Consider the following 21,290-nt stretch of genomic DNA (forward strand, 5'->3'; position numbering starts at 1 on the left):
GCTTCTTCACGGTCAGACCGGCGAAGGCGAGAACGCCGACGGCGACCAGGACCAGCAGGACTTCGAAGAAGATCTCCACGGGGTGCTCCTCGATTGAGCGGGGTATGCGGGTACTGCACAGGGCCGGGCCCCAGCTTACGCGGCCGGGACCCGGTCCTCCGTGTGAGGTGTGCCCTCCGGGGATTCCCGGGTGGCTCAGCCCAGGAGCTGGCTCTGCAACATCACCGTCTGCTGGAAGGGGACGGCCGCGGCGGTGCCCTTGCGGGACTGCACGACCAGGGCCACCACGTCCCCGCAGACGACGTAGGCCTGCCGGAGCTGCTCGGGGCCGTACGGCTTCGACTCGTCGTAGGCGAAGCGGCGCACGCCCTCCAGCGAGGCGGCGGCCGGGAAGCCCTTGTCGTACTCCGCCTCGGCCGCGCCCCGCAGCGCGTGCACCGGGGCGTCGTACTCGGTGAAGTCCTCGAAGATCTCGTCGGCGACCTCACCGGTGTCGAACTGGAGCAGGTAGACACCGGTGCGGGTGCCGTCCGGGGTGGTCCAGCCGCGGGCTGCGACGTGCCGCAGACCGTAGTCGGTCAGGGTCTGGCCGGCCTCGGTACGGTCCTTCCCCGGCTCGTACACCGCCAGGAAGTCCTTAGTGGCGAGCCAGCCGTCGTCGCCGCGCAGCGCCTTGTCCTCCGTGGCCCCCTCGGGCGCCGGGAGCAGCAGTCCGCGCAGGTCCGCGTAGTGGGCACCGGCCTGGTTGTCCGCCGCGAGCGGTCCCGGGCGGCCGGCGGGCAGCGGCGGCCGGGTGAGCTCCGGGTAGACCCAGCGCCCGTCCGACTCGGTGGCGAGGCCGGGGACGTCCGTCCGCTCCATCCGCGCGATCCCGTAGGCCGAACCGGCACCGAACACGCCGAAGACGGTGACTACAGCGACCCAGCGGCCGACAGCGCGGAGGACACGGCGGTCCTTCCGGGCAGGTGGTGGGGCAGGGGCGTCCGACGCGGGGAGATCCGGGGCGCCGGGATTCAGGGCACCGGGATCCCCGGCGGCGGGATCCCCGACGGCGGGATCCCCGACGGCGGACTCCGGAGCCGGCTGCACCGCCGGTGGCTGCGGCTCTGCCTGGGTCTCGGTCTGCTCGGTCATACGGCCTGCCCCGGGTCGTCGATGCGGTCGAGTTGTGCGGCCAGGAAGGTGGCCATGCTCTTGGTGTCCAGCGGGCTCGGGCCGCTCGCGCTGACGCTGACGAGCACGTCTCCGACGTATGCCGAGCAGAACAGGCCGTCCAGGTCCTGCTTTTCGTCGGCCTTGGGTGTCAGGAAGCACCGCGCTTCCTTGTGCCCCTTGACCTTCGGCCCCTTACGGAAGACGTCGGTGGCCGCGAAGAAGGAGTTGAACGCCGTCGAGATCTTGCGTACGGCGTCGCGGTTCGCCATCCGCGTCAGCGTGACCTCGGCCGCGAAGTGGGCCTGCTCGTCGTACCGGTAGCCGTCGACGAGCATGTAACTGCGCATCGCCATGCCCTTGACGCGCTGCTTGTCGACCTCCTTCTCCAGGGCCTTGCGCGTGGAGCGGGGCAGGTCCTGCAACGGCTCCTTGCGCACGGCGTCGGCCTGCTGCTCGTCGAACTCGACGTCGGCGCCGTGCTCCCCGATGTCGGGACCGCGCTCGTAGCCGGTGGTGTTGAACGGCACGAACAGCGCGCTCAGCGATCCCGCCTTCGGCCCGCCCTGGGCCTCTTCCTCCTTGGCGGCCTTCGGCTGCCCCCAGGTCGGCTTGCCCGGGTCGCGGTCGGCGTTCCGCACGGTCACGACGGTGTGGCCGACACCCGCGACAAGCGCGGCGGCCAGCAACGCGGATCCGGCGACGGCGGCGATACGACCACGCCGCACCGGCTTGTTGTCGACGGGGGCGGGGACCTCGCCGGCCTCGGCGGAGTCCGTGCTCACCGTGCTCACGGGGGTCTCGGTCACAGCTTCTCCATCTGCTGCCGGGCCAGGTTCATGATCTTGGCCTTGGGGATCGGCTTGCTGTCCCAGATCCGGATCTCCATGTAGATGTCACCGCGCCAGGCGTGCGCCTCGGCCGAGTACAGCGGGAGGTAGCCGGCCTTGCGCTCGGGGGTGTCGTGGACGTACACCGTCCCGTTGTCCTCTCCGGTGCCCGGGAGGGGCCAGCTGCGGGTGTCGTCCTTCTCCTCGGCCCAGTAACTGCCGTTCTCGGCCCAGTCGGCGGCCGCCAGCTTGTCCTGCTGGTGGAACTGCACCAGCGTCGACATGGCGACGTACGTCTCGCCGACCTTCCACGAGATCGTGGCCGCCCGGCGGAACTCGTCACTGGCGAGGCTGCTGAAGGTGCCGGACGGACCGCGGTAGAGGTCCGCGTACGCGGCGAGACCGATCCAGCCGTCGGTGCCCGGATCGCTGTCGGCGTCCTTCGCTCCCTTCGGCCGCTCCACGAGCAGTTTCCGCAGGTCGCCGTCCGTCTTCACCCGGCGGTCCCGGTCGGCCGACAGCGGCTCGGGCTCTCCCTTGGCCCGGCCGATCACGGACTGGGACAGCGGCGGCAGCTTCGTCGGCTCGCGGTCGGCCTGGATCAGGTAGCCGGTGCAGGTGCCTGCCACGACACCGAGCACCGCGGCGGAGGCGATCAGCAGCGCGGTACGCCCACGGCGGCGCGGGCGCGGGCGCTGCGCGTCGGCGACTTCGTCGGGTACTTCGGCTCGGCCGGGTACTTCGGCTCTTTCAGGTACTGCGGCTCTTTCAGGTACTTCGACTTCTTCGGGTACTTCCAAGAGGGCCCCCCACGGAAAGTGAAGCGCGCATTCCGTATGACGCGCGCACAGGAGACTCATGGCCAAGGCTCGGGGTTGCACGGAGTCGCAAGGGAGTTGATTACGATTCGGACATGGCGAAGAAGCTCGTGATCAAGGTGACGGCCGGGGCGGACGCCCCCGAACGCTGCTCGCAGGCGTTCACGGTGGCGGCGGTGGCCGTGGCGAGCGGGGTCGAGGTGTCCCTGTGGCTGACGGGCGAGTCCGCCTGGTTCGCCCTGCCGGGCCGCGCCGCCGAGTTCGAGCTCCCGCACGCCGCCCCACTGCCCGACCTGCTCGACTCGCTGCTGGCAGGCGGACGCGTGACCCTGTGCACGCAGTGCGCGGCCCGGCGGGACATCACGGAGAAGGACGTCATCGAGGGCGTACGGATCGCGGGGGCGCAGGTGTTCGTGCAGGAGGCGCTGGGGGACGAGACGCAGGCGCTCGTCTACTGAGACGACTGTTCAGAGACGACTGTTCAGCCCGTCCGGCGACAACGCGGCTCGGCTTGCTAGCGCGGGCGCTTCTTGCCGTCCAGTTCGTCCCACCACTCGTCGGACTGAGGATCCCCGGACGGGTCGTCCCACCAGCGGTCCTCCGGACCCCGCCGGTTGGCGACCATCGCGGCGAGCGGCGGGATGACCATGGCGACGACGCACATTCCCACGGCCACCGGGACCGACCAGAGGCGCACGACACCCCAGGCCAGGACGAAGAGCGCGATGCACGTCCCCATCATGGCGAAGTAGATGTGACGTCGCCGTGCGTACATAACTAAAGGGTAGGTCCGTACTGCCGTGGCGCACTGGGCATGACGAAGGGCCGCACCCCGGGTGTCCAACCCGTGGGGTGCGGCCCTTCGGCTGCTGAGTTCGCTCAGACCGCGATCGCGACCTCGGCGAGGGCGCCCTTCTCGGCGACGACGACCGTGCGGTCGGCGGTGGCGCCGGGAACCAGGGCGCGTACGGTCCAGGTGCCCTCGGCCGCGTAGAAGCGGAACTGGCCCGTGGCGGAGGTGGGGACCTCCGCGGTGAACTCACCGGTCGAGTCGAGCAGACGGACGTAGCCCGTCACCGGCTCGCCGTCGCGGGTCACCTGACCCTGGATCGTGGTCTCACCGGGCTTGATCGTCGAGGCGTCGGGGCCGCCGGCCTTCGCTCCACACATGTCTTTCTCCAGAAGGGGTCTGACCGGAAGGAAGGCCGGTCGGTTTACGGATTGATTCCGGGCGGGTTCTTACTTGTTGGCGCCGAGCTCGATCGGAACGCCGACCAGGGAGCCGTACTCGGTCCAGGAGCCGTCGTAGTTCTTGACGTTCTCCACACCGAGCAGCTCGTGCAGCACGAACCAGGTCAGCGCGGAGCGCTCACCGATACGGCAGTAGGCGATGGTGTCCTTGGCCAGGTCCACCTGCTCCTCGGCGTAGAGCTCCTTGAGCTCCTCGTCCGACTTGAAGGTGCCGTCGTCGTTGGCGTTCTTCGACCACGGGATGTTGCGGGCGGTCGGGACGTGACCCGGGCGCTGCGACTGCTCCTGCGGCAGGTGGGCCGGGGCGAGCAGCTTGCCTGAGAACTCGTCGGGCGAACGGACGTCGACCAGGTTCTGCGAGCCGATCGCGGCGACGACGTCGTCACGGAAGGCACGGATCGAGGTGTCCTGCGGCTTGGCCTTGTAGTTCGTGGTGGGCCGCTCCGGGACCTCCTCGACCAGCTCGCGGGCGTCCAGCTCCCACTTCTTGCGGCCACCGTCGAGAAGCTTGACGTTCTCGTGGCCGTAGAGCTTGAAGTACCAGTAGGCGTAGGACGCGAACCAGTTGTTGTTGCCGCCGTAGAGGATCACCAGCGTGTCGTTGGCGATGCCCTTCGCCGACAGGAGCTTCTCGAAGCCCTCCTGGTCGATGAAGTCACGGCGGACCGGGTCCTGCAGGTCCTTGGTCCAGTCGATGCGGATCGCGTTGCGGATGTGGTTCTTCTCGTAGGCGGACGTGTCTTCGTCCACCTCCACGATCGCGATGTTGGGGTTGTCCAGGTTCTCCTGGACCCAGTCGGCGTCAACAAGGACGTCGCTGCGGCTCATGCTCTTCTCTCCTCCGGGGCAGTTGCGGCGGCGGGGCGTGCGAGTGCGTGGGGTGCGCGCGCTCGTGCCGAGACGGCGCACCTGTGCCCTGGTCAGGGCGGGGGGAAACGCAGAAGTCGGAGCTTCCGCTCAGAAGGGGCGACAGAGCATGGCGGCAACGCGGCACAGGTCTACTGCCCGCCGCTTCGTGAGATCCGCCTGTCGCTTCATGGGCTCGATCGTAGGGACGGACAGGCAGGCGTGTCACCGGCGTGTCACATACCGAGACGCGATCGTCCGGGATGTGGGAAGGAATCACCCAGGAGGGCGTAGTGGCGCGGCTTGCGAGCCGGTGCAGCAGCGGTCACATCTACGGTGCGGACGGGTCCGTCTCGCCAGACGGACACGGCGGTCCGTACGGAGCCGGCACGAGTCATTCCGGACCCCGTACTACCCGGCGAGGCGGACGTTCGAACCCTTCACCGTGATCTCGACGCCGTCCTTCGCCGCCTGGACCTTGTCGAGCTGGATGCCGCCGGGGAGGCCGTCGATCTTCTGCTCGAAGTCGGTGATCGCGCGGGCGCGGGCCTCGGCGATGTCGGTGCCGCCGAAGTTGGGCAGGGTGTCGGCGTGCACCTTCACGGTGTCGCCCTGGGCGGTGACGGAGCTGAGGACAAAGACCGGCTCGGGCAGCTTGTTGCCGAGGACAGTGGCCTCGACGGCGACCTTGATCTTGCCGTTGCCGCCGTCGGAGAGGCCGATGACGTTGGCGGTGACGCCGGGGGCGACCTGAGTGGGCTCGGACTTGGCGGTCTTCAGCAGCTCGGCGTAGGTGATGGACGCGGTGCCGGTGGCGGTGGCCGCGGTGGCGGAGCTGTAGTCGCCGGAGAACTCGACGCCCTTCATGTTCGCCTTGAGGTCGTCGATCCGGATCGTCTTGCCGTCGGTGCCGGTGGTGGCCTCGTAGTCCTCGATGCCGACCTCGACGTCGTCCAGCGTGCCGCTCGCGACCTGGGTCAGGAAGGGGAAGCCCTTGATCGACACGTCCGGGGCGGCGGCGAGGTTCTCGTTGGCCTGGAGCTTGCCGGCCGCCTCGTCCTCGGCGAACCCGACGGCGAGCCGGTCGGCCAGCACGAAGAGGCCGCCGAGTATGACGGCGACGATCAGCAGTATCCGCAGGGCGCGCATGTTGTGGTGTTCCCCCCACCTGGGCGGTCAACGACGACCGTCACGGTCACGACGGTCACGACGACCGGGTGGCCGTCCAGCGCGAGGGTAACCCTGCGGTGGGGAAAGACCGGCAGATTGTCGATCATCTGTGACAGCGCGCGGCTTCCCTCGCGCCGTGGTGGCTGGTGCGGGGTGCGGTCTGCCAGCCCGTCCGGCGGGACGGGTAGGGGCGGCGGGGGCGAGACCCCCCGGCCTCAGAGCAGCGCCCGCCCCAGCACGTACACCGCCGGTGCCGCAGCCGACAGCGGCAGAGCGACGCCCGCCGTGAAGTGGACGAACCTCGACGGGTAGTCGTAACTGGCGACGCGGTGGCCGATCAGCGCACACGCACCGGCCCCCGCCCCGAGCAACGCCCCACCGGCCCCCACGCCGGTCATCGCGCCCCCGGCGACCCCCGCCCCGGCCGCCGCGAGCAACGCGACCACGACAGAGGCAGGCGTCGGCAACGGCAGCGCCCGCGCCAGGACGGCGATCGCGACCGCCATCGCACCCACGGTCACCGCATCCGCGTCCGCCGCGAGATACCCGGCCGCGACGATCGACAGCGCCGCCGAGGCAACCGTCGCCATCAGGCCGTACATCCGCTCGTCCGGCTCCGCGTGCGAACGGAGCTGCAGAACCAGAGACAGCAGCACCCACACGCCCAGCGTCCCGAGGATCGCCGCCGGCGCACCGTCGGCCGCCAGCAGCGCCACGTCCGCCGTCAGCGCGCCCGCGAAGGCCAGCGCGATGCCCTGCCGGGCGGGCCACATGCCGTTCAGCCGGAACCAGCCCGCCGCCGTCACCGCCTGAAGGACGACGAGGGGCACCAGGAGGGCGTACGTCCCGACCGCCGCCGTCGCCGAGAGCAGCAGCCCCAGCAGCGCCGTGAGCGCGGCCGGCTGCATCCCCGGCTCGATGATCGGAGAACGGCCCTCCAGCCGGGCCCGCTGGGCGTCCGTGATGCGGGCGTTGCCGGAGACGGTCGCGGGGCCGTAGCCGGGACCGTCGCCCGACTGCGCGTCCGTGCCGGGCTCGGGGGCCTGAGTCCGCGTCCCGCTCTGCGACGACGCGTGCGGCTGGAACTGAGCCTGGGAGGGGGCTTGGGCTGGTGAGGGCGCCGAGGCCTGTGAGGGGGCCTGGGCGTGCGCCTGCGCTTGGGCGTGCACCTGGCCATGCGCCTGCGGCCGCATCTGCGCCTGGGCGTGGGACTGCGCCCTCATCTGCCCGTGAGCCTGGGCCTGTGCCTGCTGCCGTGCCTGGGCCTGCTGCCGTGCCTGTGCCTGCGGCACGCCGTCCCACCCCCCGGCCTGATACCCGGACGCGTCCCCGCCCCGGTACTCCGAAGCACCCTGGTACGCCGAATCAGCCCGGTACGGCATCGGCGGCTGTACCTGCGTCTCCCAGGTCTGCCCCTGCCACTGCTGCGTGTACTGCTGAGCGGCCTGCGGATCATCGTGCGGCTGCTGCCCGGGCCACGCCTGCGGCGCGGGCGCCGACGCGGGCTGCTGATACGGGTCGTACCCCTCGTATCCCTGTCCCGGGCCCTGCCCCTGCCCCTGTCCATGCCCCTGATACGGCTGGTCGGTCATCGTCACCCTCCTGCGAACGGCGGGAGCACCTCGACCGTGCCGCCGTCGGCCAGCCGTACCGTCTCATGTCCGCGGGTGCCCACGGGGTCACCGTCGACGAGGAACGAGCATCGCCGCAGTACGCGCGTCAGTTCCCCGGGGTGTCGCTCCCGCACCGCGTCGAGCGCCTCGGCGAGCGTGGCGGCGTCGAACGGCTCCTCGGCGATCCCGGCCGCGGCCTTCGCGGCGGCCCAGTAGCGCACCGTGACCTTTGGCATCCGGTCCCTCAATCGATCGGCTGTGTACTCCGTCAGGTTAGGCCCTGTGCGCCGGCCCAGCCCCCGATGCGGTCCAGCAGCTCGTCGGTGGCCGCGTGCTCGGCGTGCCCCATGCCCGGCTCCAGCCACAGTTCGCCGTGGTCACCGGCCGCCTGGGCCAGCATGCGGGGGTGGTCGAGGGGGAAGTAGCCGTCCCGGTCGCCGTGCACGATGAGCAGCGGGGTCGGCGTGATGTGGGGGACCGCCTCCACCGGGGACATCGGTACCGGGTTCCACTCCCGGTGGTGGATCCGCGTACGGAATCCGTACCGGCCCACCAGCCGCCCCTCGGGCCGGGTCACCAGCCAATGCAGACGGCGCATGGGGGGCGTGCCCCGGTAGTACCAGCGCGCCGGCGCACTCACGGACACCACCGCGTCCGTATGCGCCCCTCCCCCGTCACCGGCCTTTTCGCCGATCGCGAGGCCGTTCGCGCCATTCCCCCCGTCCCCGCCACTCACCCCGTTCCCGCCGTACAGCGCCGCATGCCGCAGCACCACCGAGCCGCCCATGGAGAACCCGACGGTCACCACGCGCGCGTGCCCGAGTTCGCGGGCCCACCGCACCGCGGCCGCCAGGTCGAGCACCTCGCGGTCCCCGACGGTCGACCGCCCGCCGGACGCGCCGTGCCCCCGGAAGGAGAAGGTGACGACGGCGCCGTGCCACGTGAAGGCCTGCGCCACCCGTCGCACATGTGGCCGGTCCACGTCCCCCGTGAAGCCGTGGGCGACGACGAACACCAGGTCACCGGCAGATGGACGGCAGGAGTCGTATACGACCGCACCCGGGTCGTATACGGAATCGATCGTCACGCCGTCGTCCGTGTGCAGAAACGTCCGCAAAGGTGTACGTCTGGATGTCTCAGAGTTCGGACGAACCGTCGATCGTGCCACATGACCTGCCGGACCGTTGCTCATGTGGGCTATTCTGCTGGGCAGAGGACTCGGGCAGCGTAGCCCCCGGGTCCTTTTGTGCTTTCGGAAGCGTTGTATACGACGCGGGAAACCGCAGGTGTACGGGCCTTCGGGATCGCAGAGCAGTTCCGTACCGCACATGTCCTCGCAGGGACCGAGGAGGAACCAGACGTATGAGTTCTCTGCTGCTCCTGACCAATGCCCTCCAGCCGTCGACGGAGGTGCTCCCGGCTCTCGGCCTGCTGCTGCACAACGTGCGGGTGGCACCGGCGGAGGGGCCCGCCCTCGTCGACACCCCCGGCGCCGACGTCATCCTCATCGACGGCCGGCGTGACCTTCCACAGGTCCGCAGCCTCTGCCAGCTGCTGCGCTCCACCGGCCCCGGCTGTCCGCTCGTCCTCGTCGTCACCGAGGGCGGCCTCGCCGCCGTCACCGCCGACTGGGGCATCGACGACGTACTCCTCGACACGGCCGGTCCCGCGGAGGTCGAGGCGCGGCTGCGGCTCGCCATGGGCCGCCAGCAGATCGTCAACGACGACTCCCCCATGGAGATCCGCAACGGCGACCTGTCGGTCGACGAGGCGACGTACAGCGCCAAGCTCAAGGGCCGGGTCCTCGACCTGACCTTCAAGGAGTTCGAGCTCCTGAAGTACCTCGCCCAGCACCCGGGCCGCGTCTTCACGCGCGCGCAGCTCCTCCAGGAGGTCTGGGGCTACGACTACTTCGGCGGCACCCGCACCGTCGACGTCCACGTACGACGGCTGCGCGCCAAGCTCGGGCCCGAGCACGAGTCGCTCATCGGGACCGTCCGGAACGTCGGTTATCGATTCGTTACCCCGGAGAAGATCGACCGGGCCGCCGAGGAGGCCAAGGCCAAGGCCGACCGGCCGAAAACGGAAGATCCGGACGAGACGGCCGCCCTCGACGGCGTCGAGATCCGGGCCGAGGCATAGAAAGGCACACGCGGCCGCTCGGACAGGGCGCACCGGCGTCGCATTCGCACAGCGAAGTGACAGCCGGGCGACAGGGAAGCTCCTTCACGCCCTGCCCAGAGCGGGTCCATCCGCGTAGACTCCGCGCGTGGCCAAGGTGACTCGGGATGACGTGGCGCGGCTGGCAGGAACCTCGACTGCCGTCGTCAGCTATGTCATCAACAACGGACCCCGGCCGGTCGCCCCGGCCACGCGCGAGCGTGTCCTCGCCGCGATCAAGGAACTGGGGTACCGGCCCGACCGGGTGGCCCAGGCGATGGCATCGCGGCGCACGGATCTCATAGGCCTGATCGTGCCGGACGCGCGCCAGCCCTTCTTCGGGGAGATGGCGCACGCGGTCGAGTGGGCCGCGGCCGAGCGCGGGAAGATGGTTCTCGTCGGCAACTCCGACTACGTCGGCGAGCGCGAGGTCCACTATCTGCGGGCGTTCCTCGGGATGCGGGTCTCGGGGCTCATCCTCGTCTCGCACGCCCTGAACGACCTGGCCGCCGCCGAGATCGAGGCTTGGGACGCCCGGGTCGTCCTCCTCCACGAGCGGCCCGAGGCCATAGACGACGTCGCCGTCGTCACCGACGACCTGGGCGGCGCCCAGCTCGCCGTACGCCACCTGCTGGAGCACGGCTACGAGTACGTCGCCTGTATGGGCGGCACCGCGGAGACGCCGGCGGTCGGCGACCCTGTCTCCGACCACGTCGAGGGCTGGCGGCGGGCGATGGCCGAGGCCGGGGTCTCCACGGAGGGGCGGCTGTTCGAGGCGCCGTACAACCGCTACGACGCGTATCACGTAGCGCTCGACATTCTCGCCGGCCCCGACCGGCCGCCGGCGATCTTCTGCTCCACCGACGACCAGGCCATCGGTGTGCTGCGGGCGGCGCGGGAGCTCCGCCTGGATGTGCCGGGGCAGTTGGCTGTCGCCGGGTTCGACGACATCAAGGAAGCGGCGCTGGCGGATCCTCCGCTCACTACTATCGCGTCCGACCGGTCGGCCATGGCGCGGGCCGCTGTGGATCTGGTGCTTGATGACGGGCTGCGGGTCGCCGGGTCGCGGCGGGAGCGGTTGAAGGTGTTTCCGTCGCGGCTGGTCACACGGAAGTCGTGTGGGTGCGCCTGAGGGCGTGCGGGTGCGCCTGAGAGCTCGGGTGGTTCTGGCGTCGTGCGGCTCTCCGTCGTGTGTGGTTGATCGCGCAGTTCCCCGCGCCCCTGAGGGCGTTGCAGTCCCAGTTGGCTTTCCTGGCGGGTCTCCTTTCCTGAGAGATCTCTGAGAAGCCCCCGCCCCCGGCCAGTGGGGGCTTTATATCGGGCATACGAGGTTCTGCCGGGCTTCTCAGGGAGCACTCAGGGAGCTCTCATGGTCGGGCGACAAGCTCATTGGCATGACCGAGAGCTTCCGCCGCGACGGCGAGTACGAGAACCCGTACCAGGCTGACCAGCAGGACGCCTCCTCCGTGAACCCGGAGTGGCCGCCTCCGCCGGCGTACCAGCCGTCGGCTCCCACCACTCTCCTCGCCGAGCCCGTCGCCCAGCCGCCGAAGGCGCGGCGCCGCAAGGGCGGTCCCGTCGCTCTGCTCGCCGCCGTGGCGATCGTCGCCGCGGCGATCGGGGGCGGGACGGCGTACGGCATCCAGGAGCTGACCGGCCACGACACCGTCGCCGCCGCCGACTCCACCAGCACCAACGTCGTCCCCTCCAGCCAGAAAGGCACGGTCTCCGGGGTCGCCAAGGCGGTCAGCCCGAGCATCGTCGAGATCAACGCGACCTCGAACGCGGGCTCTTCCACCGGTTCCGGCGTGATCATCACCAGTGACGGCGAGATCATCACGAACAACCATGTCGTCTCCGGCGCCTCGTCGGTGAAGGTGACGACCAGCGACGGCAAGTCGTACACCGCCGAGGTCGTCGGCACCGACAGCAGCAAGGACCTCGCCCTGATCAAGCTGCGGAACGCCTCCGGGCTGACCCCGGCCACGCTCGGCAACTCCGACGGCGTCCAGGTCGGCGACGAGGTCGTGGCGATCGGCTCGCCCGAGGGCCTGACCGGCACGGTCACCAGCGGCATCGTGTCCGCGCTCGACCGGGACGTGACCGTCTCGACGGGCGAGGGGCAGCAGCAACAGCAGCCGGACGGCGGATGGCCGTTCGAGTTCGGCGGTCAGCAGTTCAACGGCGACACCGGGTCGTCGACGACGACGTACAAGGCGATCCAGACGGACGCCTCCCTGAACCCCGGCAACTCCGGCGGCGCGCTGATCGACATGAACGGCAACATCATCGGCATCAACTCCGCCATGTACTCGGCCTCCGGCTCGAGTTCGTCCGACGCGGGCAGCGTGGGCCTCGGCTTCGCCATCCCGATCAACACCGTCAAGGCCGACCTGGCGAAGCTGCGGTCGGGGTCGCAGAACTGACTTCACTGAAGCCCGAGCCGAAGGAGTACGTCATGATCCAGCAGGTTGAGCACACCGCGACCGGCGTCGGTCCGGCCGACCTCGCCCTCGCGTTGGAGATCGCCGGCGCCCTGCACGCGCCGACGGCCCCGTCCCGGGCGCCGGAGCTGGCGACCACCGCCGGTGTCGGCACCGGCCGCAGGGCCACCGCGGGCCGCGGCCGCCGCCGTACCGTACGAGGCTGAGGAAGCCGGCAAAGCCGAGAAAGTCGAGAAACATGCGAGGCTGAAGGCGTTGAGCCGCCCAGCCCCCAGCCCCACCACACCCGAGGATCCCGAGCCCATGAGCCCCGCCGATGGCGACCGTGACCCCCAGCGCATCCTGATCGTCGACGACGAGCCGGCGGTGCGCGAAGCACTTCAGCGCAGCCTCGCCTTCGAGGGGTACGACACCGAGGTCGCGGTCGACGGCGCCGACGCCCTGGAGAAGGCGACGGCCTACCGGCCCGACCTGGTGGTCCTCGACATCCAGATGCCCCGCATGGACGGCCTGACCGCGGCCCGCCGCATCCGTGGCGCCGGCGACACGACACCGATCCTCATGCTCACCGCCCGCGACACGGTCGGCGACCGTGTGACGGGGCTGGACGCGGGCGCCGACGACTACCTCGTGAAGCCCTTCGAACTGGACGAACTGTTCGCCCGGGTCCGGGCCCTGCTGCGGCGCAGCTCGTACGCGGCGGCGGCCGGTGCGGGCCCGGCGGAGGACGACGAGGCGCTGACCTTCGCGGACCTGCGCATGGACCTCGCGACGCGGGAGGTCACGCGGGGTGGGCGGCCGGTGGAGCTGACCCGTACGGAGTTCACGCTGCTGGAGATGTTCATGGCGCATCCGCGCCAGGTGCTGACCCGGGAGCAGATCCTCAAGGCGGTGTGGGGCTTCGACTTCGAGCCCTCGTCCAACTCCCTTGATGTGTACGTCATGTACCTGCGCCGCAAGACCGAGGCGGGCGGCGAGCCGCGGCTCGTGCACACGGTCCGGGGTGTGGGGTATGTGCTGCGGCAGGGCGGGGCGGAGTGAGCAAGGTTCTGCGCCGGTTCCGGTCGCTGCCGATCCGGTCGCGGCTGGCGCTGCTGGTGGCGGCGGCGGTGGCGTTCGCGGTGGCTGCGGTTTCGGTGACGTGTTGGTTCATTGTGCAGGGGAAGCTGTACGAGCAGGTCAAAGCCGACCTCGAGAAGATCTCGCAGCCGCAGAAGTACAGTCAGGTCGTCGGCCTCCTCAATGCCTGCCCGCAGACTGTGCCGACCGACCAGACCGGCAACGGGCTGCCGCAGAGCGCCTACATCCAGTTGGTCAAGGCGGACGGGACGCCCTGTGTCTCCTCCACATCGGCGGGCACCGTCAAAGTCACCAGCGCCGACACGAATGTGATCAAGGATGCGAACAGCGGCACTGGGAAGGTCCTGGACGGGGTCGTCCGCAACGGCACCGACACGGACGGCAATGCCGTTCGCGTGTTCACCGTTCCTCTGCTCATCAGTCAGAGCCCTTTGAGCCCGCCTCAGCTGTACCCCGACACCGCACTCCTCGTGGCCGTCCCTCTCAAGAACACCGAGTCCACCCTCAACGACCTCGCCCTGATCCTCCTTTTCGTCTCCGGCGTAGGAGTGATCGGTGCCGGAGCCGCCGGCCTCGCGGTGGCCCGCGCCGGCCTCCGCCCCGTCGACAAGCTCACCGAGGCCGTGGAACACGTCGCCCGCACCGAGGACTTGAACATCCGTATCCCGGTGGAGGACGACTCCGAGGACGAGGTGGCCCGCCTCTCCCGCTCCTTCAACTCCATGACGTCGGCCCTGGCCAGCTCCCGCGAACTCCAGCAGCAGCTGATCGCGGACGCCGGCCACGAACTCCGCACCCCCCTCACCTCCCTCCGCACCAACATCGAACTGCTCACCCGCAGCGAGGAGACGGGCCGCCCGATCCCCGAGGCGGACCGCAAGGCCCTCCTCGCCTCGGTGAAGGCCCAGATGACCGAACTGGCGGCTCTGATCGGCGACTTGCAGGAGCTGTCCCGTTCGGAGGGTCAGCGCGGTGAACGCGTCCAGGTGATCTCGCTGGAGGACACGGTCGAGGCGGCCCTGCGCCGCGCCCGCCTGCGCGGCCCGGAGCTGACGATCACCGTCGACCTCCAGCCGTGGTACGTCCGCGCGGAACCGGCGGCCCTGGAGCGCGCGGTGGTCAACGTCCTCGACAACGCGGTGAAGTTCAGCCCCGAGGGCGGCACGATCGAGGTGCAGCTCGCCGACGGCGTCCTCACGGTCCGCGACCACGGCCCCGGCATCCCCGCCGACGAACTCCCCCACGTCTTCGACCGCTTCTGGCGCTCCCCGAGCGCACGGGCCCTGCCCGGCTCGGGGCTGGGTTTGTCGATCGTGGCGCGGACGGTTCAGCAGGCGGGCGGCCAGGTGACCCTGGCCCGCGCGGAGGGCGGCGGGACCGTGGCGACCGTACGGCTGCCGGGGGCACCCACGGCTCCGCCGGAGGTTCCGTAAGAGGCACCGGCAGCACGCCGGGTCACGCCTCGTCCCAGCGGAACAGGCGGGTGGCGATCAGGGTCAGGACGGCGGCGAAGGCGAGCAGACCCGCTATGACGGGCAGGGCCATGGACCAGCCTTCGCCTCGGGACAGTACGCCCTGCAGCGCTTCGCCGAGATGCTTGAGCGGCAAGAACTCCGACACCGTGCGAAGCCACTGCGGCGCGGCGTCGAGCGGGAAGAAGGAGCCGGAGAGGAAGGCCATCGGGAGGACGACGATCTGGGCCATCCCGTTGGCGGCCTCCTCGGACTTGGCCCAGGCGCCGACGACCAGCCCGATGGACATGAAGGCCAGCGTGCCGCTCAGGATCAGCGGGAAGGACAGCCACCAGTGGCCGGTCAGTCGCAGACCGAAGTAGGGCAGGGTGGCCACTCCGAGGAAGATCACGGTCTGGGCGAGGGCCAGCGCCAGATTCACGCCGATACGGGCGCCGATCACCGAGCCGGCGTTGACCGGCGCCAGCCACAGTCGGCGCAGGATGCGTTTCTTGCGCCAGCCGACCAAGTTGAGCGCGGTGCCGAACACCGCACCCATGGCCACCGCCCAGCCGAGCAGGCCGGGCGTGAGGAACTGGATCGGCTTGGTCGACTCGTCCTCGACCTGCCCGGACGTCAGTGTGTAGGCGGGCGGCTGACCGGTCGCGGCCTGGTTGGCCCGCTCGACGATCGCCTGCAGGATGCCCTGCACGTTCCCCGCCCGTACCAGGTCGGCCGCCGAGAAGCGCAGCTCGATCTCTCCCCCGGTCTCGGTGACCGCGGCGTCGGCGTCACCCTTGCGGACCTTCTCCAGGGCGTCTGCGCGGGCGGCCGCCGAGCCGTCCGTCTTCTCGATCCGCAGCACTCCACGGAGCTGTTCGCGTTCCTTGTCGGGCATCTCGTCCAGGACGGCGACATCGCCGACCTGGATCACCTTCGACTCGGAGACACCGGCGTCCTTGAGGACGGTGCCGAGCAGCACCAGGAACATCAAGGGGAAGACCAGCATGAAGAAGACCGCTGTCCGGTCGCGCAGCAGGCCCAGCGTCATGGCCCTGCTGAGACTGCGGAAGGACTGGACCCCCGCCCCGGTCCCCTCCCCCTCCCCTTCCCCTTCCTCGTCCTCACTCGCGGTACTCCCGTCCGGTCAGCTGGAGGAAGACGTCCTCGAGGGAGTCCACCCCCAGCTCGCCTATCAGGTCGCTGGGCGGGCCGACTCGCAGGACTCTGCCGTGGTCCATCACCGCCACCCGGTCGCACAGCGTCTCGGCCTCATCCATGTAGTGGGTGGTCAGGACGACGGTGCGGCCCTCGGCGTTGATGTCGCGCAGCAGATCCCACAGGTTCCGGCGGGCCTGCGGGTCCAGGCCCGTGGTCGGCTCGTCGAGGAAGACCAGCTCCGGGTCGTGGACGAGCGCGCAGGCGATGGACAGCCGTTGCATCTGGCCGCCGGAGAGCCTTTCGGCGCGGACGCCGGCCTTCTCGGTCAGGCCGACCTTCTCCAGCATCGCGTCGGCATTTTCCCCGGGGACGCCGTAGAGCGAGGCGAAGGTGTGGATCTGCTCACGGGCGGTGAGCTTCTCGAAGAAGGCGGAGGACTGGAGTTGGACGCCGATCCGGGGCAACAGCGCCTTGTTGCGCGGCCAGGACGCCTCGCCGAGCACGGTGACGGTGCCCTCGTCGGGCTCGCGCAGTCCCTCGACGATCTCCAGGGTGGTGGTCTTGCCCGCGCCGTTCGGTCCGAGAATGCCGTAGAACTCGCCGCGCTTGACCTCGAAGGAGACCCCGTCGACGGCCTGTACATCCCCGTACCGCTTGCGCAGTCCTTCGACTGTGATCGCATCGGTGGCCATAACGACCGACGTTAGCCCGGAATGATCCGCTCAGGCCCCGCGGTGACATCCCGGCGGGATTACGCCGTCTCCTTCACGCCGCGCACGAAGGCGGACCAGGATGCCGCCGAGAGGATCAGCGGGCGGGCTGTTGGGTTCTTGCTGTCGCGGACGGGGACTATGCCGGGGTGGCCGTCGGCGACCTCGACGCAGTCGTTGGCTCCCCCTTCGCTGTAACTCGACTTGCGCCACACGGCGGTGTGGAGGTCGGGGGTCACGAGGACTCCTTCACGCCGCGCACGAACACGGACCAGGACGACGCGCCGAAGACGAGGACGCGTCCCTCGGGGACCTTGCTGTCGCGGACCGGAACTATGCCGGGGTGGCCGTCGGCGACCTCGACGCAGTTCGACGCTCCCCCGTCGCTGTAGCTCGACTTCCGCCACACGGCCGTATCCAGGTCGGGGGTTCGATTCATAATCTGCACTCCTCCAGAAGGCGCCTGATGAACGCCGTCGACTCCGCCGGAGTCAGAGCGGCGTCCCTGACGAGATCGTAGGGAGACGGGAAAATCGTCACCGTCAAGACGCAGGCCGACCTGGAGAAGTACGCCACGGCCGCCGAGCCGTACGTCATCGTCGTCGCCGGGACCATCAACATCAGCCCGGTAGGGAAGGAGATCAAGGTCCAGTCGGACAAGACCATCGTCGGGTCCGGGACCTCCGGGCACATCGTCGGCGGTGGCTTCTTCCTCGGCCAAGGAATCCACAACGTGATCATCCGGAACCTCACCATCCGGGACTCGTACCAAGGCGTCTGGAACGACAAGGACCACGACTTCGACGCCATCCAGATGGACGGTGCTCATCACGTCTGGATCGATCACAACGATCTCCGGCACATGGCCGACGGGCTCATCGACGTCCGCAAGGACAGCACCTATGTGACCGTCTCCTGGAACAAGCTCAGCAAGGACAACAAGGCCTTCGGCATCGGGTGGACGGACAACGTCGTCACCGACATCACCATCCACCACAACTGGGTGCGGGAGACCGAGCAGCGCAACCCCTTCACCGACAACGCCGCCCACGCGCACCTCTACAACAACTTCCTGGAGGACGTGGCGGGGACGGACATCAAGTCGTCGTACGGCAACTACGCGCGCGGCAAGACCAAGATGGTGCTCGAGAACTCGTACTTCCAGGGCGTCAACAACCCGGTCATCAAGGACAGCACAGCGACGCTCGTCCAACGCGGCAACGTCTTCTCGGGCACCAGTGGCCGTAACGAGAGCGGCGGTACCGCCTTCGACCCGAAGACGTACTACTCGTACTCGCTGGACACGGCGGCGAACGTACCGTCCCTGCTCAAGTCGGGCGCAGAGCCGAGGAGTTCCATCGGCACGACGAGCAGCAGCCCGGTGGGCACCAAGGCCGCGACGACCCTCACCGTCGCCAAGGACGGCTCCGGCCAGTACTCGACCGTGCAGGCCGCCATCAACGCCGTACCGGCGAACAACCCCTCCCGTGTCGTCATCCAGGTGAAGCCGGGGACGTACCGCGAGGCCGTGACCGTGCCCTCGCACAAGCCGCATGTGACGATCGTCGGGACCGGCAAACCGGCCGCAAGGACACCGTCATCGTCGAGGGACACGCCGCCGGGATGACCAAGCCCGACGGGTCGGGGACGTACGGCACGCCCGGCAGCGCCACCCTCAGCATCAAGGCCGACGACACGCAGGTGCGCAACCTCAGCGTCACCAACGACTTCAACGAGGCCGCCAACCAGTCCCTCTCCGGACACCAGGCCGTCGCCCAGCTGACCCAGGCCGACAAGGTGTTCCTCGACAGCCTCATCATCACCGGCGACCAGGACACCCTGGAGATGGAGACGGCCGCCAAGGGCACCCTCGGCCGGGTCTACGTCAAGAACTCCTACATTCTCGGCAACGTCGACTTCATCTTCGGCCGCGGCACCGCCGTCATCGACAGGTCCGTCATCACACTGAGGAAGCGCTGGGACGGCTCGTCCGCCGGATACGTCACCGCGCCGAGCACGGAAGCCAACCGCAAGGGCATCCTCATCACCCGCTCGACCGTCAACGGCGACGTGAGCAACGGCAGCTTCCACCTCGGCCGCAACTGGCACCCCGGCGGCGACACGACCGTGGACCTGCAGACCACGGCCCGGGAGACGAGCCTGAGCGCCGCGATCAAGTCCGCCCCCTGGTCGGACATGGGCGGATTCTCCTGGGAGGACGACCGGTTCGCCGAGTACAAGAACACCGGCCCGGGTGCGGGCAGCGCGAGCAGCGAGCGCCCGCAGCTGACCGACGCGCAGGCCGCCGGGCAGGAGATCGCCGACTGGCTGGGGGACTGGACGCCCGCGACATCCTGACCACTTCTACGACTCGCACGACCCCAACGACTCCTTGAAAGGTCAAGAAAAGCGCGGGAGATCGTCAAGGGCGGACCAACGTCCGCCCAGGAGTCTCCCGCGCCCGGCCATGATTCGGTAACGCAACCGCTCGCTACCGGAATCGGGCATACGTTCCACCCCGTGAACTCCGACAGAGGCGCCGGCTCCAAGCCGGCCATATCCACCTTCGCCCGGCGCGCACTCCTTCGCACCGGGCTGACGGGGGCGGCGGCCCTGGGTGCCGCGGCCACCCTCGGATCGACCCCCGCTTCCGCCGCTCCGGCCGCCACCACCCGTCACCGGCCGGGCACCCCCGAGGAAGCCCTGCGTGAGCTCGCCGCGGGCAACCTGCGCTGGCGCACCTTCCGCGAGCGGCACCCCGACGAGTCGCCCGACGTGCGGCAGAGCCTGACGTCGGGTCAGCACCCGTTCGCCGTCGTCCTCGGCTGCATCGACTCCCGCGTCCCGCCGGAGCTGGTCTTCGACCAGGGCCTCGGTGACCTGATGACCGTGCGCTCCGCCGGTGAGGTCCTGGACGAGGCCGTGCTCGGCAGCGTCGCCTACGGTGTGCTCGAACTGGACATCCCGCTGGTCCTGGTGCTCGGGCACCAGTCGTGCGGCGCCGTGAAGGCCGCGGTGACAGCGGATCGGACCGGCGAGCGGCTGCCGGCGCACATCCAGTACATCGCCGATCAGATAGCGCCGAACATAGACCGCACCAAGGAGGGCGACGCCCGCGTCGACTCCACCATCGACGCCAACGTACGGGCCGTCCGCGCCCGCCTCGCCGCGGAACCGGACCTCGCCGCCAAGGTGACCGAGGGCAAGCTGGCCATCGTCGGCGCCCGCTACGAACTGGGCACGCAGCGCGTCCACCGGGTCGCCTGACGCCCGCGCGCAGCGGGTACGGGGCCCGAGTACGGCCCGGCGCTCCGGACCACGGCCCCGTACCCGCTCACACCCTCAGCTTCGGCGCGGGATGGACAGCGGCATTCACTTTCCGCCGACCGCCAGCCCCCTCCCCTCCAGCCGCACCCTGATCCCGTCCTCCTCCACCCGCACATCCCGCAACCGCAGCTGACCGCTCGGCGGCTCGGGCAGGCGGAAGCCCAGGGACAGCTGGTCGGCGAGGACCGGGCGGGTGAGGCGGGGCAGGGCGTCGAGGAGGGCGGGGTCGAAGCCCAGGAGCTTCAGGATCGCGGGGTGGTCCAGGGCCAGGTCGATGAGATTCAGGCGCATGGCCTGGTGGACGAAGCGCGGGGTGCCGGTCAGTTCGGTGAGGTCGGACTCGTGGCGCAGGGCCTCGCGGACCACGGAGTCGGGGACGCCCAGGCGCCGGACGACCGAAGGGATGGACAGCAGCGCCTTCGCCTTGCGGGTTTCGTGGGCGAGGCGGGCCGCCGACTTCCGGCTCAGATGCAGGCCCTCCGAGGTGCGGGCGCCGGGGCGGTACGTGGCCAAGTCGCCTATGTCCAGGCGCATTCCGCCGATGTGCGTCGCGATGCCGCGGTCGCCCTCGCGCACGATCTGCGCCTCGGCGCGCAGACGGAGGTCGTGCCCGGCGACCGGCAGCGTGCCGCGCGCTCGCACCCGGTCGTGGCCCTCTCCGGTGAACGTCACCTGGGACGCGCCGAGTTCACGGTTCAGGTCCGCGAAGGAGAGCAGGACCTCGCCCTCCAGCTCGGGGACGTCGGCGCCGCGCACCGATGTCGGGCCGTCGGTGTCCAGTCGTACGTTCCGTGCCGTCGCCGTCACCTGCGCGAGGGAGACCCGGTCGGCGGCCACGTCGGGGACGGTCACCTTGACCGAGTCCAGCCGCTCGTCGGCGAGTTGGGTGAGGAAGGGGAAGCCGCTGATCTCGACTTCGGGGGCCGCCGCCAGATGCATGCGGTCCTTGAGAGCATCCGCCGCTCTGCGCTCGGCGTACAGCAGGGCCCAGCGGTCGGCGAGGGTCAGGAAGGCGGCGAGGACGACGAGGCCGACGACCGCCTTCAACGCGAGCGGCAGGCCCGCGAAGCGGCCTCGGCGCCGGCGACGTCCGTTACGGCGGTGGTTGGGCGGGGCCCAGGGATCGTCCTGGGCCTCCGCCTCGTCCCGCGCTTCCGGTATGTCCTCGTGGAGGAACTCGTCCAGCGGACCGTCATCCAGTGCGGCGAGCTCCTCGTATGGGTTTGTATGAGGATGCGTCGTTATGTGGTGGGGGGAACGCATCGGCCCATCCGACC

Annotated in this window: 24 protein-coding genes and 1 pseudogene; 9 read left to right on the forward strand and 16 right to left on the reverse strand. The window is 69.9% G+C overall.

Annotated features, from left to right (window positions below; genetic code table 11):
• Nucleotides 1–195 precede the first annotated feature (195 nt).
• Genes ACQEV2_RS19675 through ACQEV2_RS19685 form a run of 3 tightly spaced genes read right to left on the reverse strand, consistent with a single transcriptional unit; the run spans nucleotide 196 to nucleotide 2,611 of the window.
• Nucleotides 196–1,134 (reverse strand): hypothetical protein, encoded by a 939-nt coding sequence (locus ACQEV2_RS19675; RefSeq protein ID WP_433042900.1) that lies wholly within the window; start codon nucleotides 1,132–1,134, stop codon nucleotides 196–198.
• Nucleotides 1,131–1,961: a hypothetical protein gene (locus ACQEV2_RS19680; RefSeq protein ID WP_433042903.1), complete on the reverse strand. Its 831-nt coding sequence runs from the start codon at nucleotides 1,959–1,961 to the stop codon at nucleotides 1,131–1,133. Before ACQEV2_RS19680 ends, ACQEV2_RS19675 begins: the two co-directional genes overlap by 4 nt.
• Nucleotides 1,958–2,611 carry a hypothetical protein gene (locus tag ACQEV2_RS19685; RefSeq protein ID WP_433042906.1) on the reverse strand — a complete coding sequence of 218 codons (654 nt, stop codon included), beginning with the start codon at nucleotides 2,609–2,611 and terminating at the stop codon, nucleotides 1,958–1,960. Before ACQEV2_RS19685 ends, ACQEV2_RS19680 begins: the two co-directional genes overlap by 4 nt.
• 284 nt (nucleotides 2,612–2,895) lie before the next feature.
• Between ACQEV2_RS19685 and ACQEV2_RS19690 the strand changes: the two genes are divergently transcribed.
• The gene (locus tag ACQEV2_RS19690; protein WP_004000117.1) at nucleotides 2,896–3,258 is read left to right on the forward strand and encodes a DsrE family protein; all 363 of its coding nucleotides are present in this window, start codon (nucleotides 2,896–2,898) and stop codon (nucleotides 3,256–3,258) included.
• Between the two features lie 56 nt (nucleotides 3,259–3,314).
• On the opposite strand, the gene ACQEV2_RS19695 is transcribed toward ACQEV2_RS19690, so the two are convergent.
• The 8 genes from ACQEV2_RS19695 to ACQEV2_RS19730 all read right to left on the reverse strand — a co-directional run bounded on the left by ACQEV2_RS19695 (nucleotide 3,315) and on the right by ACQEV2_RS19730 (nucleotide 8,872).
• The gene (locus ACQEV2_RS19695) at nucleotides 3,315–3,575 is read right to left on the reverse strand and encodes a DUF3099 domain-containing protein (protein ID WP_433042910.1); all 261 of its coding nucleotides are present in this window, start codon (nucleotides 3,573–3,575) and stop codon (nucleotides 3,315–3,317) included.
• Between the two features lie 104 nt (nucleotides 3,576–3,679).
• The gene (locus tag ACQEV2_RS19700; RefSeq protein WP_004000115.1) at nucleotides 3,680–3,970 is read right to left on the reverse strand and encodes a DUF1416 domain-containing protein; all 291 of its coding nucleotides are present in this window, start codon (nucleotides 3,968–3,970) and stop codon (nucleotides 3,680–3,682) included.
• A gap of 69 nt (nucleotides 3,971–4,039) precedes the next feature.
• A complete protein-coding gene (locus tag ACQEV2_RS19705) occupies nucleotides 4,040–4,879 on the reverse strand; it encodes a sulfurtransferase (protein WP_433042914.1) in 840 nt (279 codons plus the stop codon).
• 129 nt (nucleotides 4,880–5,008) lie between these two features.
• The gene (locus tag ACQEV2_RS19710; RefSeq protein ID WP_350751515.1) at nucleotides 5,009–5,089 is read right to left on the reverse strand and encodes an Ms5788A family Cys-rich leader peptide; all 81 of its coding nucleotides are present in this window, start codon (nucleotides 5,087–5,089) and stop codon (nucleotides 5,009–5,011) included.
• Nucleotides 5,090–5,308: 219 nt separating this feature from the next.
• A complete protein-coding gene (locus ACQEV2_RS19715; protein ID WP_433042917.1) occupies nucleotides 5,309–6,046 on the reverse strand; it encodes an LmeA family phospholipid-binding protein in 738 nt (245 codons plus the stop codon).
• 236 nt (nucleotides 6,047–6,282) lie between these two features.
• The gene (locus ACQEV2_RS19720; protein ID WP_433042920.1) at nucleotides 6,283–7,665 is read right to left on the reverse strand and encodes a hypothetical protein; all 1,383 of its coding nucleotides are present in this window, start codon (nucleotides 7,663–7,665) and stop codon (nucleotides 6,283–6,285) included.
• On the reverse strand, nucleotides 7,662–7,916 hold the full coding sequence (locus tag ACQEV2_RS19725; RefSeq protein WP_232033391.1) for a MoaD/ThiS family protein: 255 nt from the start codon (nucleotides 7,914–7,916) through the stop codon (nucleotides 7,662–7,664). Before ACQEV2_RS19725 ends, ACQEV2_RS19720 begins: the two co-directional genes overlap by 4 nt.
• A 32-nt stretch (nucleotides 7,917–7,948) precedes the next feature.
• Complete coding sequence (locus tag ACQEV2_RS19730; RefSeq protein ID WP_433042924.1) at nucleotides 7,949–8,872, reverse strand: alpha/beta hydrolase; 924 nt, start codon at nucleotides 8,870–8,872, stop codon at nucleotides 7,949–7,951.
• A 170-nt stretch (nucleotides 8,873–9,042) separates the two neighbouring features.
• On the opposite strand from ACQEV2_RS19730, the gene ACQEV2_RS19735 reads away from it, so the two are divergent.
• From ACQEV2_RS19735 to ACQEV2_RS19760, 6 genes are all read left to right on the forward strand, one after another.
• Complete coding sequence (locus ACQEV2_RS19735; protein WP_433042927.1) at nucleotides 9,043–9,822, forward strand: winged helix-turn-helix transcriptional regulator; 780 nt, start codon at nucleotides 9,043–9,045, stop codon at nucleotides 9,820–9,822.
• A 127-nt stretch (nucleotides 9,823–9,949) separates the two neighbouring features.
• Nucleotides 9,950–10,972, forward strand: a complete 1,023-nt coding sequence (locus ACQEV2_RS19740; RefSeq protein ID WP_433042930.1) for a LacI family DNA-binding transcriptional regulator — start codon at nucleotides 9,950–9,952, stop codon at nucleotides 10,970–10,972.
• Between the two features lie 262 nt (nucleotides 10,973–11,234).
• Nucleotides 11,235–12,266 carry a S1C family serine protease gene (locus tag ACQEV2_RS19745; protein ID WP_433042933.1) on the forward strand — a complete coding sequence of 344 codons (1,032 nt, stop codon included), beginning with the start codon at nucleotides 11,235–11,237 and terminating at the stop codon, nucleotides 12,264–12,266.
• Nucleotides 12,267–12,298: 32 nt separating this feature from the next.
• Nucleotides 12,299–12,490, forward strand: coding sequence for a hypothetical protein (locus ACQEV2_RS19750; RefSeq protein WP_433042936.1), 192 nt, complete (start codon nucleotides 12,299–12,301; stop codon nucleotides 12,488–12,490).
• Between the two features lie 97 nt (nucleotides 12,491–12,587).
• Complete coding sequence (locus ACQEV2_RS19755; protein WP_433042939.1) at nucleotides 12,588–13,325, forward strand: response regulator transcription factor; 738 nt, start codon at nucleotides 12,588–12,590, stop codon at nucleotides 13,323–13,325.
• Entirely contained in the window at nucleotides 13,322–14,797 is a 1,476-nt protein-coding gene (locus ACQEV2_RS19760; RefSeq protein WP_433042942.1) for a sensor histidine kinase, read from the forward strand. The genes ACQEV2_RS19755 and ACQEV2_RS19760 overlap by 4 nt, the downstream gene beginning before the upstream one ends.
• Nucleotides 14,798–14,819: 22 nt before the next feature.
• Here ACQEV2_RS19760 and ACQEV2_RS19765 read toward each other — a convergent pair whose 3' ends face one another.
• The 4 genes from ACQEV2_RS19765 to ACQEV2_RS19780 form a co-directional block, all read right to left on the reverse strand.
• Entirely contained in the window at nucleotides 14,820–15,866 is a 1,047-nt protein-coding gene (locus ACQEV2_RS19765) for an ABC transporter permease (protein ID WP_433042945.1), read from the reverse strand.
• 73 nt (nucleotides 15,867–15,939) lie between these two features.
• Entirely contained in the window at nucleotides 15,940–16,668 is a 729-nt protein-coding gene (locus tag ACQEV2_RS19770; protein WP_433042948.1) for an ABC transporter ATP-binding protein, read from the reverse strand.
• A gap of 59 nt (nucleotides 16,669–16,727) precedes the next feature.
• On the reverse strand, nucleotides 16,728–16,925 hold the full coding sequence (locus tag ACQEV2_RS19775) for a DUF397 domain-containing protein (protein WP_433042951.1): 198 nt from the start codon (nucleotides 16,923–16,925) through the stop codon (nucleotides 16,728–16,730).
• On the reverse strand, nucleotides 16,922–17,125 hold the full coding sequence (locus tag ACQEV2_RS19780) for a DUF397 domain-containing protein (RefSeq protein WP_433042954.1): 204 nt from the start codon (nucleotides 17,123–17,125) through the stop codon (nucleotides 16,922–16,924). Before ACQEV2_RS19780 ends, ACQEV2_RS19775 begins: the two co-directional genes overlap by 4 nt.
• A gap of 84 nt (nucleotides 17,126–17,209) precedes the next feature.
• Here ACQEV2_RS19780 and ACQEV2_RS19785 point away from each other — a divergent pair.
• Both ACQEV2_RS19785 and ACQEV2_RS19790 read left to right on the forward strand, forming a co-directional pair.
• Nucleotides 17,210–19,044, forward strand: a pseudogene (locus ACQEV2_RS19785) (pectinesterase family protein); the annotation flags it as partial.
• A gap of 162 nt (nucleotides 19,045–19,206) precedes the next feature.
• A complete protein-coding gene (locus ACQEV2_RS19790; RefSeq protein WP_433042957.1) occupies nucleotides 19,207–19,953 on the forward strand; it encodes a carbonic anhydrase in 747 nt (248 codons plus the stop codon).
• 105 nt (nucleotides 19,954–20,058) lie between these two features.
• On the opposite strand, the gene ACQEV2_RS19795 is transcribed toward ACQEV2_RS19790, so the two are convergent.
• Nucleotides 20,059–21,276, reverse strand: coding sequence for an LmeA family phospholipid-binding protein (locus tag ACQEV2_RS19795; protein ID WP_433042960.1), 1,218 nt, complete (start codon nucleotides 21,274–21,276; stop codon nucleotides 20,059–20,061).
• Nucleotides 21,277–21,290 lie beyond the last annotated feature (14 nt).

This window comes from Streptomyces sp. CA-251387, assembly GCF_050936625.1.
In the GTDB taxonomy this organism is placed as follows: domain Bacteria; phylum Actinomycetota; class Actinomycetes; order Streptomycetales; family Streptomycetaceae; genus Streptomyces.